This is a genomic window from Halomonas sediminis (assembly GCF_044871105.1).
GTDB classification, from domain to species: Bacteria; Pseudomonadota; Gammaproteobacteria; order Pseudomonadales; family Halomonadaceae; genus Vreelandella; species Vreelandella zhuhanensis.
In genome coordinates, this window is record NZ_CP085246.1 from 884460 (window position 1) to 896446 (window position 11987).

General features: G+C 57.6%; 11 protein-coding genes. 5 read left to right on the forward strand and 6 right to left on the reverse strand.

The window, feature by feature from the left end; all coding sequences use genetic code 11:
* Nucleotides 1–120 precede the first annotated feature (120 nt).
* From LG290_RS04250 to LG290_RS04265, 4 genes are all read left to right on the forward strand, one after another.
* Nucleotides 121–363, forward strand: a complete 243-nt coding sequence (locus LG290_RS04250) for a GlsB/YeaQ/YmgE family stress response membrane protein (RefSeq protein ID WP_160419746.1) — start codon at nucleotides 121–123, stop codon at nucleotides 361–363.
* Between the two features lie 172 nt (nucleotides 364–535).
* Nucleotides 536–2992, forward strand: a complete 2457-nt coding sequence (locus tag LG290_RS04255) for a DUF1266 domain-containing protein (RefSeq protein ID WP_499836379.1) — start codon at nucleotides 536–538, stop codon at nucleotides 2990–2992.
* 121 nt (nucleotides 2993–3113) lie between these two features.
* Nucleotides 3114–3752, forward strand: coding sequence for a C40 family peptidase (locus LG290_RS04260; protein WP_499836380.1), 639 nt, complete (start codon nucleotides 3114–3116; stop codon nucleotides 3750–3752).
* A 33-nt stretch (nucleotides 3753–3785) separates the two neighbouring features.
* Nucleotides 3786–4982 (forward strand): MFS transporter, encoded by a 1197-nt coding sequence (locus LG290_RS04265; RefSeq protein ID WP_499836381.1) that lies wholly within the window; start codon nucleotides 3786–3788, stop codon nucleotides 4980–4982.
* Nucleotides 4983–5073: 91 nt separating this feature from the next.
* On the opposite strand, the gene LG290_RS04270 is transcribed toward LG290_RS04265, so the two are convergent.
* Complete coding sequence (locus tag LG290_RS04270; RefSeq protein ID WP_499836382.1) at nucleotides 5074–5556, reverse strand: FKBP-type peptidyl-prolyl cis-trans isomerase; 483 nt, start codon at nucleotides 5554–5556, stop codon at nucleotides 5074–5076.
* A gap of 183 nt (nucleotides 5557–5739) precedes the next feature.
* Here LG290_RS04270 and LG290_RS04275 point away from each other — a divergent pair, with 183 nt between their 5' ends.
* Complete coding sequence (locus LG290_RS04275; protein WP_160419741.1) at nucleotides 5740–6021, forward strand: hypothetical protein; 282 nt, start codon at nucleotides 5740–5742, stop codon at nucleotides 6019–6021.
* Nucleotides 6022–6139: 118 nt separating this feature from the next.
* Here the strand turns inward: LG290_RS04275 and LG290_RS04280 are convergent, their stop codons facing one another.
* The 5 genes from LG290_RS04280 to purB form a co-directional block, all read right to left on the reverse strand.
* Entirely contained in the window at nucleotides 6140–6607 is a 468-nt protein-coding gene (locus tag LG290_RS04280) for an outer membrane lipoprotein (protein ID WP_114487927.1), read from the reverse strand.
* A 310-nt stretch (nucleotides 6608–6917) separates the two neighbouring features.
* A complete protein-coding gene (locus LG290_RS04285; protein ID WP_499836383.1) occupies nucleotides 6918–8513 on the reverse strand; it encodes an isocitrate lyase in 1596 nt (531 codons plus the stop codon).
* A 350-nt stretch (nucleotides 8514–8863) separates the two neighbouring features.
* Nucleotides 8864–9295 (reverse strand): GNAT family N-acetyltransferase, encoded by a 432-nt coding sequence (locus tag LG290_RS04290; protein WP_499836384.1) that lies wholly within the window; start codon nucleotides 9293–9295, stop codon nucleotides 8864–8866.
* The gene (locus LG290_RS04295; protein ID WP_499837022.1) at nucleotides 9292–10473 is read right to left on the reverse strand and encodes a JmjC domain-containing protein; all 1182 of its coding nucleotides are present in this window, start codon (nucleotides 10471–10473) and stop codon (nucleotides 9292–9294) included. The genes LG290_RS04290 and LG290_RS04295 overlap by 4 nt, the downstream gene beginning before the upstream one ends.
* Nucleotides 10474–10534: 61 nt before the next feature.
* Entirely contained in the window at nucleotides 10535–11920 is a 1386-nt protein-coding gene (gene purB, locus LG290_RS04300) for an adenylosuccinate lyase (RefSeq protein ID WP_499836385.1), read from the reverse strand.
* Nucleotides 11921–11987 lie beyond the last annotated feature (67 nt).

Here is an 11987-nt window from a genome sequence, read left to right on the forward strand (position 1 = left end):
CGAGCGGAGCGAATGTCTCGCGCACGCTGTCGTTCTGCTAAGGTATGGTTAGGCACTAAAAGTTATTATGCACTATGGTATGGCAAGCTGAACCAAGAGGTAAAACACAAGGAGAATGCAATGGGATTGATAGCATGGTTGATCATTGGTGGGTTGGCTGGCTGGATTGCCGGAAACATCATGCGCGGCGGAGGTTTCGGTATTCTGGGCAATATCGGTGTCGGGGTCGTGGGAGGTGTGATCGGCGGTTTCCTGTTCAGCTTGCTGGGGCTACAAGCCGGTGGATTTATCGGCTCGCTGGTCACTGCAATCGTGGGGGCGGTGGTGTTGCTTTGGGTGATCAGCAAGGTCAGGCAAGCCTGACCCCCAGCTCTTTAAACCCGAAACATTTTCATATCTTGCCCGGCCTTGCGCCGGGCTGTTTGCGATAAGCGTTAAAGAGTTGGCAGAATAATCGTCTATTGCCTGCTTTCCGTTACACTATACCGTTCTGCCGGTATTCATCCGGCTTGGTTGTATTTTTTCGAGGTGATCCTTGGTTGACCCCCTGAATGCCTGGTGGGCCCAGCAGCTGGTGTTATGCGACTGGGCATTTACTCCTCCCCCTACGGTGGTGGACGCCGAGGCCGCCGAGCAACGTCTGGTCGAACTGAAGGTGGCCAGCCGGGGAACCCTGGCTGGCCAACTCCTGGATTCCTTATCGCCTCAGGCAAATGCCGAGACACTGCTCTCTGCGCTGGAATTGACCGCCCTGGCAGGAGCGGCCGGCTGGCTGAGCGAACCGCGAGCCAAGGCATGGGTCTGGCAGCTCGTGCTGCGCATTACACGTGAATATAGCGGCCTTGAGCACTGGCTCAAGGCCTTGCGCCGCGCACGAAATGCACGCGGCTGGCTCGAAGGTGACGATGGCTTCATACAAACCTGTGAAGCCCTGGAAACCTTGGAACGTGAAGGGGAGGGTGTTACCTGGGAGCGACTTATCGAATGGCTGGCGCATGCCGGCAATGCACCGACACTGTGGCCTGATACGCCTGATCAGCAGAGCTGGCGTGCATGTGCGTTGTTGCGTCCGGTAGTTGTGTACCCCGCAGGTGACAGGGACTGGCCCGAGGCTTGCGAATGGTTAAAGCAGGTATGGCAGTTACAAAGCCGTGATGAGTTAGTAACGGCTTTGTTATGGCTGGGAGCTCAAGGCGACCGTCAGCGTTGGGATATCGAGGCTGATATGTTGGTGGCGCTGGATGAGTCCCAACGTAGCGCGTGGCGGGAAAGTATGCCCTCACAGGAGCCACATTCGCCGATTCTGTATGGATTCGTCACTCAGGGTGAGCCACTGGAGTGGGCTGCCTGGGACTGGCTTCGCCTGGTCGAGTTGGCCTGGGCGGGAGCCTGCTGTGGTTGGCTTACGCAGCAAGAAGCCGATGCCTTTGCCGCCCACGCCGTCGACTTGCTAGGGCGGCGCTACCATGACTGGCATGCAGTGCTGAACGCCTTTCAGCGTGGGCAAAGCCTGTTCGAAGGCAAGGATCTGCGCCACAAGGCAGCATTACGTCATGATGTCTTGCTCAAGAACCCGCTTAGCCCTTGGCACCTTCCCCTGATCGAGCTGCTGGATACAACCACCCGAGAGGCCTCGCAAGAGGCCATGCGCGCCTGGCGACGCGACCCTGACCATTGGTTATTGGCCTTGGCAGGCGTGCGTGAGCCGGATTTGATGTTGCGCCAGGCCAATCCCCGCGCACCGGTGCCTGAGGCGCGCCGTGCTGATGCGGCTGAATACCTTCAGGAAACACTGGGGTTGCATGCCGAAGAAGGCGCGAGATCACTGGCTCGCTATTGGTTGCCGGCCCAGGCGCATCATTTGAATCAGTTGGCTGCCGATGCCGCCCATGGTGCCCTGCCTGCCTCCCATACGCTATTTGGCGATCCGATGCCCGACGACTTGCGTCAGCGCAATGCCCTGAAAGGGGTGAGTCGCCATGCGGCAACCATTCATATGGCGGAAAAGTTCGCCTTTTACCTGCACATGTCGATGGATAGCGGTCTGTTCGAGGCTGCTGAACTGGATCAGTTTTCCACGTCGCTGCGCAGCTGCTTATGCCGCTTTTATCCGGATGCTCGGCGATTGCTGGAAGCTTGGCTTGCTTGGGAAATTTGCCTGCCCGAACTCGATGAGGCGTCGTTGATTCAAGAGCTTCAATGGCACCTGCAAGACCCGGGGAGTATCTTCCATTGGCTGGACTGGCATCCCGGCGATTGGCAGGAGCCCGGCGCCCGGCCGAGTCTGTCGCATTTTACCGCCATGGCGCTGGTCGGCCCGCTCAATACAGCTGTCTGGAGCGAGCCACAGCCTGAAAGCGAACGTGAGTGCCAAGCCATTCGTGAATGGGTGGACGGACATTATGGCTTGAACGGTGCCACGGAAATGAAGGAGTTCCTGGCCTTCATGCTAGAGTCCGGGGATCGTCAAGAATACCAGATCAATTACGCGCCCTATACGCTCAATCCTGAGCGCCTGGAAGCGGAAATCGCCATTATGGAGTCGGGAGACTGTCTCGACGAGGAACGTCATCATCTGCTGCGGCTCTGCCGGATCAGAGACAACGAAGATCAGTGCAACGACGTGGATATGGCCGCCTGGGACGTTGCGCAATTGGTGGATCTAACGATCGCCGGGCGTCAGCTCGGTTGGCTGTCGGCAACCGAGTTCGCCGCTCAGCTGGAAAAGGCTTATGCCTTGGCGGCGAATCACTATGCCGGCTGGGAAGATTATGCGCGGGGCATGTATGCCGGATTTTCTTTTTTCATGGGAGAAACGCCGGAGCGTGAAAGTTTTCTGGCGGGTTTTCGCCAAGCACTCATCGCATGGCTCAGCGGCGCGCCGCCCTTGGCCGGGGCTTGGACAAGCCTGGATTTCCCCGGTGCCAAGCCACGCCATTTCGCCCCGCTGCACATTGATACGCTGCCGGGAGATTTCCGCACCTTGCATTGAGCCGCCGACAATCGACGTGGCTGAGTCTCGCCAGCGTCGATTAATCCGGCTATAGTCGTGGCGCCAGCGTCTTTTACTCAATTTTTTTCATTTTTTTAATCGGTTATCGGAGATATTGCGCATGGATGCTACGCCACACCCTGCTGTGACAGCAGTACGTGCAGTCAGCGCCTGTCTTGTAGTGGTCTTGCTGGCCGGTTGTGCCGGCTCCCCCTCCCAAGACGATATCGAACCCCCCGGAGACTATTTTGCTTTGACGCTGCCGGGTATGGCGACGCCAAGGGGCGCGCGGATGTCGCCGGTGGACAATCCCATTGCTCAGGGGCGTGGTTTGCAACAACCCTCTGTCACTCTGGTGCGCCAAGCCTTGATGGTCCAGCACCAACGCTGGTCGGGAACGCCGTATCGTATCGGCGGCACCACCGACCGAGGCATCGACTGTTCGGCACTGGTACGCAATATCTATCGTGACATGTTCAATTTGGAATTACCCCGTACGACCCGAGGACAAATTCATCAAGGAAACCAGATCGACCGCCAAGAGCTTCAGGCAGGCGATCTAGTCTTCTTCCGTCCTCCCGGCCCCTACAACCATGTGGGTATTTACGTGGGTGATGGGCACTTCCTGCATGCCTCTACCTCTCGAGGGGTTACCCTTTCGCGGCTGGACAACAGTTACTGGCAGCGTTATTACTGGCAGTCGCGTCGTGCTATCGAGCCAAACCATATTGCACAGCTGAGCGTCGCTCTAAGCCAATAATCTTTTTGACGAATCCTCCGGCCGGCCATATGCATGATTGAAGCTCACAGTCGCGCCTGGTGGCGCGCCACCCTGGCCCTTTGCCTGGGGTCTTTCCTGGTATTCATCAATCTCTATGCTCCACAGCCGCTTTTGCCCGAACTGCGTCAGATTTACGGAGTCTCGACCCTGGGCGTCAATTTGGTGATGTCGGTAGCTACCCTGTCGTTGGCTTTTTCGCTGCTGGTATTCGGTCCCCTCTCGGATGCGATCGGCCGTGAAGGCATCATGCGTCTGACCCTGCTGCTGGCGGGGTTGTGTTCACTGGCGCTGGCATTTGCGCCGAGTTTTGAAGCGTTGCTGATGTTGCGCCTGGTGCAGGGGTTTGTACTGGGCGGACTTCCGGCGGTGGCGATTGCCTGGATGGCCGATGAGTTCGAACGGCCGGCACTGCTCAGTGCGGTGGGGCTTTATATCGCCGCCAATTCGCTGGGAGGCATCAGTGGACGCGTGATAGGCGGGAGTGTGGCGGAAATCGGCGGACCCATGGCCGGGTTTCTCACCGTGGGCGGACTGACCCTGGTAGGCGGGGTGGTGTTCTGGTACCTGCTGCCCATGAGCCAAGCGTTCGTTCCGCGTCGTTTCGAACTGAATAGGGCGCTGGGTGATTTGCGCGGCCATTTACGCAATCCGGTGTTGTTGGCCGCCTATCTGCTGGGCGGGATCAATTTTCTGATTTTCATCAATCAGTACAGCTACATCACCTTTCGCTTGGCAGAGGCGCCTTATGCATTGGCTGCCAGCGGGCTGGGGCTGATCTTCCTGACATATCTGGGAGGAACGCTGGGCTCGATGCTTTCAGGGCGCTTGGCGAAGCGCTGGTCACCCTCGTTGTGCATGATGGCGGGTGTGGTGATCTTGATGCTAGGAACCGGGATCACGCTTGCCCAGCCACTGCCTTTGATTATTCTGGGCCTGACCATCAATGCGTTCGGGTTCTTTCTGGCGCATTCATTGGCTTCCGGCTGGGTGGGGCGTCATGCCCAAGGCGCACGTGGCAGTGCCTCGGCACTTTATCTGGTGTTCTATTACGTGGGGGCAAGTCTGGGCGGGTTCTGGCTGGAACCATTCTGGCGCCACGCCGGCTGGTCAGGCGTGGCAACGGCTTCCTGGTTGCTGCTGGCGGTGACGTTGGTTATCGCCGTGGGGCTATGGCGCTTCGAACGCCGGGTGCCAGCGGTCAAGCAATAAAACGCTTAACCAATAGGTATGGCTATAGAAAAGACAAAAGGGCGGCCGATAGGCCGCCCTTTCTGTGTCTGGCTGCGCAATGGCTGCGATATCAGTGCTCGACACCACCTTCGCCGTGCACATGGCCGTGCTCGGTTTCTTCTTCGCTAGCTTCACGCACCTCGGCAATTTCGACATCGAAGTTGAGATGTTGGCCCGCCAGCGGATGGTTGCCATCAACCAGGACGGTATCACCTTCCACTTTCGTCACGGTGACCATCAGTGGGCCGCCCTGAGTCTGCGCCTGAAACTGCATGCCCGGCTCAACGCTTTCCACACCCTGGAAGGCATCGCGCGGCACTTCCTGCATCAGTTGCGTCTGGACTTCACCGTAGCCTTCTTCCGGTGTTACCTTGACGGTGAGCTTCTCACCAGTTTCATGTCCTTCCAGTTCTTTTTCCAGACCCGGAATAATGTTGCCCGCACCGTGGAGATAAGTCAGCGGCTCGCGGCCTTCTGAACTGTCCAATACCTCACCTTCATCGTTGGTGAGGGTATAGTGAAACGCGACGACTGCGTTTTGTGCGATTTGCATGGGAATAGCCTTTCGCTGAGTGCATGTCCCAATATGGTAACGCGTGAAAGAGGCTGTGTCAGGGGGAAACGAGAATTTCCGGGCTTACTCGCCTTTCGGCGATGTTGCGCCGTTGCTCGGGCAGGGATACCCTATGCCACATCTTTTCCCCTCGTCCAGTGAACTGCTTGCGGAGACTTTCATATGACCATCTTATTGATTTGGGTAATTGCGTTTGCCTTGATTCTCTATTTTACCTACGCCCGTTGGGATAAAGGCATCAGCCAAGGTCTCGATAAAGTGCTTCCAGGTGTGCTTAAAAGCCATGGAGAAAATCGCTTGATGTGGTCTGTAGTATTGGCCATTCTCGGCGCCACTACCCTTGTGCGCCCAGTGGATATACTGCTGGTGGTGTTGCTTCTTGCCATTATCGGGATTATTGCGGTCAAGCTTGCGACCTGGCTTTCCGGCAAGTTCACGCATTGATGTCAGTGCCTCGACTTGGCGAGGCACTCTGATGCAAACAGAAGTAGAAATAAAAATGCCCGGGATTTTGCTCCCGGGCATTTTTTTCGGTCAATTTTAGGTGTTGGGTGTCGTGGGATCAGTAAGGGGCTACGCTGACGTTTCTGCCGCTACCGATCAAGCGGACCCGCTGGCCGGGCTGAAATTGATGGTCGGCACGTTGTACCACGACGACATCAGTACCGTCATCGCGACGGATTTCCATTTCCAGGGCATTGACCCGGTTAGTCGCATCTTCCGCGGCAGTACCCGCGACAGCGCCACCCAAGGCGCCGGCGACAGTTGCCAACTGGCGGCCACTACCGCCACCCACCTGATTGCCCAGCAAACCACCGATGATGGCACCGCCACCTGAACCCAAGAGACCGCCAGCACGGCTGTCGGCCTGGATTTGTACCGGGCGTACCGCCACGACGGTGCCGTAGCTGACACTTTGACTGGTTTTTGCCTGATCGCCACGGTAGACATCACCGGAATAAGGGGCTGTATTGGCACAACCTGCTAGTGTCAGAAGGCTCATTGCGGCAATAGGGAGAATACGTTTCATCAAAACCTCCAGGACAGTTACGTCACGACGTGTATTTACGATTATCGAATATTTTTAGGCGTGCACTCAAAGCGGGTTCGAGTAGGGCTTAGTTATAGAACGCTGTTCTTTAACAAGATACGCGACTTAAGCCATTAAGACCAGCGGATAATGCAAAAGCTCCCGAGAGAAGCGGCATTCATGTCGAATCATGTAAATTCAGCGCGAGTGTAGCAAGAAATAAAAGCGGGCAAGGTGCAAATAACACGCAAAAAAGGAGGCCTGAGGCCTCCCTTCGGGTGGTGCTTGAAGCAGTTCTTGAAACCTATGCTTAGAACTGGTTCATGGTGTTGTCTTTGCCACCTGCCTTGAGCGCCGCTTCACCGGCGAAGAATTCCTTATGGTCATCGCCGATGTTGGAGCCGGCCATATCCTGGTGCTTGACGGTCGCGATGCCCTGGCGAATTTCCTTGCGCTGCACGCCGGCAACGTAAGCCAGCATGCCTTCGTCGCCGAAGTAGCCCTTGGCCAGGTTGTCGGTGGACAGGGCCGCCGTGTGGTAGGTGGGCAGGGTGATCAGGTGATGGAAGATGCCTGCATCACGTGCGCCGTCGCGCTGGAAGTTGGCGGTCCAGTCGTCGGCCACCTTGCCAAGCTCGGTATCGTCGTACTTTTCGTTCATCAGGTCGGCTCGCTCGTAGGCGGAAACGTCCTTGCCTTTCTGCTCCCATGCATCGAACACTTGCTGGCGGAAGTTGAGTGTCCAGTTGAACGACGGCGAGTTGTTGTAGACCAGTTTGGCGTCTGGGCACACTTCGCGAATGCGGTTGACCATTGCAGCGATTTGACCGACGTGAGGCTTCTCGGTCTCGATCCACAGCAGGTCAGCGCCGTTTTGCAAGCTGGTAATGCAGTCGAGCACCACGCGGTCTTCACCGGTCCCTTCCTTGAATTGGTAGAGGCCGGAGGCCAGGCGCTTGGGCTTGACCAGCTTGCCACCTTGCTTGATCACCACGTCGCCGTTGTTGATGTCTTCCGCTTTTTCGATGACATCGCCGTCGAGGTAGCTGTTGTATTGGTCACCCAGATCACCCGGCTCGTTGGTTACGGCGATTTTCTGTGTCAGACCAGCACCCAGTGAATCGGTGCGTGCCACGATGATGCCGTCATCCACACCCAGCTCGAGGAAGGCATAACGCACGGCGTTGATCTTGGCGATGAAGTCTTCGTGCGGGACGGTAACCTTGCCAGCCTGGTGGCCGCACTGCTTCTCGTCGGATACCTGGTTTTCCAGCTGGATACAGCAGGCACCGGCTTCGATCATTTTCTTGGCCAGCAGGTAAGTCGCTTCGGCGTTACCGAAACCGGCGTCGATATCGGCAATGATCGGGACAATATGCGTTTCATGGTTGTCGATCTTGCTGATCAGTTCTTCTTGCTTGGCCTCGTCACCGGCTTTCTGGGCTTCTTCCAGGTCACGGAAGAGGTGATTGAGTTCCCAGGAATCGGCTTGACGCAGGAAGGTGTAAAGCTCTTCGATCAGTGAGGCGACCGAGGTCTTTTCATGCATGGACTGATCGGGAAGCGGGCCGAACTCGCTGCGCAGTGCTGCGACCATCCACCCGGAGAGGTAGAGATAGCTGCGCTTGGTGGTGTTGAAGTGTTTCTTGATGGAAATCATCTTCTGCTGGCCGATGAAACCATGCCAGCAACCCAGCGACTGGGTGTACTTGGAGGTGTCGGCGTCGTAGGTCGCCATGTCGTCACGCATGATCTTGGCGGTGTACTTGGCGATGTCCAGGCCGGTATGAAAACGATTTTGAGCACGCATGCGAGCCGCATGCTCAGGATTGATGTTAGCCCACTTGCCACCCTGGGCTTCGCGCAATTGTGATATTGCCTTGATGTCTTCGAGCAGTGTTGACATGAGAACCATCCTTTCGTTTTCAGTGTTAGCCGTTTGCCGTTGTCTTTTATAGCAAATGTCTCTTGCGGCAAATGAGCGTTGTCTTATGCTGCACCTGCGAAGTCGCGTCTAGATTCGACCACTTGGTGTGAATTGTCTCTAGCAAAAAGGTCTCTAGTATAAAAGTCTGGGTACCAAGGAATCCTTGGCAGTGATCAGGACGCTGTGTTGGTGATCACTATCCTGGAAGCAGGCAATTGGCACAATTGGCAGTTGGGGGCAGGCATGGTTGTAGCTTGACTACAGAAGTGGTCTGGCGACGCACTTGCTGTAGTCATTTTTCGCTGGCGGGAAACAAGGAGGTGGGATGATCAACCGGTAAGGGGGCGCACCATTTCAAAGTGGGGAATGCCGGCATCAAGGAATTCTTCGCCTTGGCTGACGAAGCCGAGGGACTCGTAGAAAGCCAGTGCATGGGTTTGGGCGCTGAGCACCACCCGGCGGTGACCGTGGCGCTGAGCGCAGGCAATGGCGGCCTCCATCAATGCTCGCCCCACCCCCTGGCCACGCGCTTCCGCGAGTACCGCGACACGGCCGATGTGACCGTCGGGAAGCAGGCGTGCGGCCCCCAGCGCCTGCATGCCGCGATATGCCAAAAAGTGACGGCAGTGCGGGTCGAGCCCATCCCATTCCTCTTCCTGGGACACCTGTTGCTCAACGATGAAGACACATCGGCGAATTGCCCCGGCGGCTTCACCGAGGCTCGCCCAGTCGCCCTCTTGAAGAGTCAGGGTAGGGCTCATTCCTCCAGTTCCTCCACCGGCCAGGAAAGGCTTCCACGATCGACCAGGTTCGCCAGGAGTTCCGGTGCGCCGGGAAGCTTGAGTAGTGTTGCATCCAGCGGTATGTCCGACGCCAAGGCTTTAGCCAGCGGCAAGGCGCAGGCAATACCGTCACCATCCACGAACAAGGTGGCCTCACGGCCGTCCTGGGCGCGCCAGGCGAAGCGTGACCCCAGGCTGCGCATCAGCTCGGCACCGTTTTGTAGCTCAGCGACAAGCGATTCGGTATCGGTGGGGGTGTCGGCAGGTATCAGTTGATCCGCATACTTGGGTTGGGTCATTACCCGGCCGAACCATTGAGCCAGCTGAGTCGGATTGTCCAATGTGTCGAGAATCAATGCGCGCATGCGCTCCACTGAGGCATCATCCACTTCGCCGGGGTCGGCAGGGGGTGCCATGCCGGCATCGGAATAGCGCAGTGAAGCCGGAAGTTGCTCGCCCAGGTAATCGGCGAAGGACGTGATGGCCTCATCCGCTGAGGGAGCGCGAAAGCCTACCGAGATCGTCATGCAGTCATCGGACTGGCTGACGCCGTGATGCGCCCAGGCCGGTGGCAGGTAGAGCATGTCACCGGGTTCGAGCACCCAGTCGGCACCGGCCTCGATCTCGAACTGCTCGAGAATACGCAGGTCGATACCGGCAATGATCGGTGCCTCATCGCCTATCTTGCCCCCCAGTTGCCAACGACGCTGGCCGCTTGCTTGGAGCAAAAAGACATCGTATTGGTCGACATGCGGACCCACGCTACCTCCCGGTGGGGCGTAGCTGATCATGATATCGTCCGCCCGCCAGCGGGGCAAAAAGGTGAAATGCTCGAGCAGAGCGGCCACTTCCGGCACGTAGTGGTCAACCGCTTGCACCAGCAGCGTCCAGTCCTGTTCGGGCAGCCGGGCGAAGGTGGCTTCATCCAAGGGGCCATGGCTGATCTGCCAGGGGCCTTCGGGCCCGTTTTTTTCAACCAGGCGGGCTTCGATACCGTCTTCGCAAGCCAGACCGGCCAGTTCATCGGGATCGATAGGGCTGATGAAATCAGGCAAGGCACCGCGAATCAGCAGCGGCTTCTGTTGCCAGTAATGGGCCAGAAAATCGGCGGGCGTAAGATCGCCCAGTAGAGACGGTGGTGGCTCGCGGTGGCGCATGGCGCTGCCCTCGGTAATGGCGATGAAAGTCATTCGGTCGAAACGACGCTTTGACAGAAAACTACAGAGACGCGATTCGGCTCGACAATGCCCGCGCCTGCTCTTCGGCGTTACCGATATAGCTGGCAGGCGTCAATGCCTTGAGGTCGGTCTTGACCGCCGAAGGCAGCTCCAGGGTGTCGATGAAGGCGGCGAAACCCGCTTGATCGATTCGCTTGCCGCGAGTCAGTTCCTTGAGTTTTTCATAGGGTTTTTCAATGCCGTAGCGGCGCATGACGGTCTGGATGGGTTCGGCGAGCACTTCCCAGCTGTTGTCCAGGTCGCTTGCCAGGCGTTCCGGGTTGGCTTCCAGCTTGCTGATGCCCTTGAGGCTGGCTTGATAGGCAATCAGGCCATACGCCAGGCCGACGCCCAGGTTGCGCAGCACGGTGGAGTCGGTCAGGTCGCGCTGCCAGCGTGAGATGGGCAGTTTCTGCGCCAGATGGCCGAGTATCGCGTTGGCCAGCCCCAGGTTGCCTTCGGAGTTCTCGAAATCGATGGGGTTGACCTTGTGCGGCATGGTCGATGAGCCGATTTCGCCTTCCACGGTCTTCTGCTTGAAATAACCCAGCGAAATATAGCCCCACACATCGCGGTCGAAATCGATCAGGATGGTGTTGAAGCGACACATCGCATCGAACAGTTCCGCCACATAATCATGCGGTTCGATCTGAGTGGTATAGGGGTTGAAGGCAAGTTCCAGGCCCTCGACGAAGGTTTGGGCGTTGGCTTGCCAATCGACCTCCGGATAGGTGGTCAAGTGGGCGTTGTAGTTGCCCACCGCGCCGTTGATCTTGCCCAGGATTTCCACGGCTTCAATCTGCTTGAGCTGACGCTTCAGGCGATAGGCGACGTTGGCCATTTCCTTGCCCAGCGTGGTGGGCGTGGCGGTTTGGCCATGGGTGCGCGAAAGCATCGGTTCGGCGGCATGGACATCGGCCAGTGCGCCGATCGCATCCGCCATCTGGTGCATGCCGGGCAGCAAGGCCTTGAGGCCGTCGCTGAGCATTACCCCATAGGAAAGATTGTTGATGTCTTCGCTGGTGCAGGCGAAGTGAATGAACTCGGTGACCGCATTGAGTTCGGCCTGGGGTTCGATGCGTTCCTTGAGAAAATACTCCACCGCCTTGACGTCGTGGTTGGTGGTGCGCTCGATATCCTTGATGCGTTCGGCGTCTTCCACGGAAAAGTCCCGCAGCAGCGCTTCCAGAAATGCCGTGGCCTGGGCGGAAAACGGGGGCACTTCGAGGATTTGCGGATGTTCGGCCAGGCGCTGTAACCAGCGCACCTCGACGATCACACGGGCACGAATCAGCCCGAATTCGCTGAAATGTTCACGCAGAGAAGCGGCTTTGGCGCCGTAGCGGCCATCGACGGGGGACAGGGCGGTAAGAGCGGAAAGTTGCATGGCATGGGTTCCAGGTCGATCGTGATCAAGTGAAGCGGCGAAGAAGTCGGCGCAGGTATGGCGGTAG

Coding starts and splice junctions, on each gene's coding strand:
- LG290_RS04250 (WP_160419746.1), top strand. CDS start 121: ATGGGATTGATAGCATGGTTGATCATTGGTGGGTTGGCTGGCTGGATT.
- LG290_RS04260 (WP_499836380.1), top strand. CDS start 3,114: ATGGATGCTACGCCACACCCTGCTGTGACAGCAGTACGTGCAGTCAGC.
- LG290_RS04265 (WP_499836381.1), top strand. CDS start 3,786: ATGATTGAAGCTCACAGTCGCGCCTGGTGGCGCGCCACCCTGGCCCTT.
- LG290_RS04270 (WP_499836382.1), bottom strand. CDS start 5,556: ATGCAAATCGCACAAAACGCAGTCGTCGCGTTTCACTATACCCTCACC.
- LG290_RS04275 (WP_160419741.1), top strand. CDS start 5,740: ATGACCATCTTATTGATTTGGGTAATTGCGTTTGCCTTGATTCTCTAT.
- LG290_RS04280 (WP_114487927.1), bottom strand. CDS start 6,607: ATGAAACGTATTCTCCCTATTGCCGCAATGAGCCTTCTGACACTAGCA.
- LG290_RS04285 (WP_499836383.1), bottom strand. CDS start 8,513: ATGTCAACACTGCTCGAAGACATCAAGGCAATATCACAATTGCGCGAA.
- LG290_RS04290 (WP_499836384.1), bottom strand. CDS start 9,295: ATGAGCCCTACCCTGACTCTTCAAGAGGGCGACTGGGCGAGCCTCGGT.
- LG290_RS04295 (WP_499837022.1), bottom strand. CDS start 10,473: ATGCGCCACCGCGAGCCACCACCGTCTCTACTGGGCGATCTTACGCCC.
- purB (WP_499836385.1), bottom strand. CDS start 11,920: ATGCAACTTTCCGCTCTTACCGCCCTGTCCCCCGTCGATGGCCGCTAC.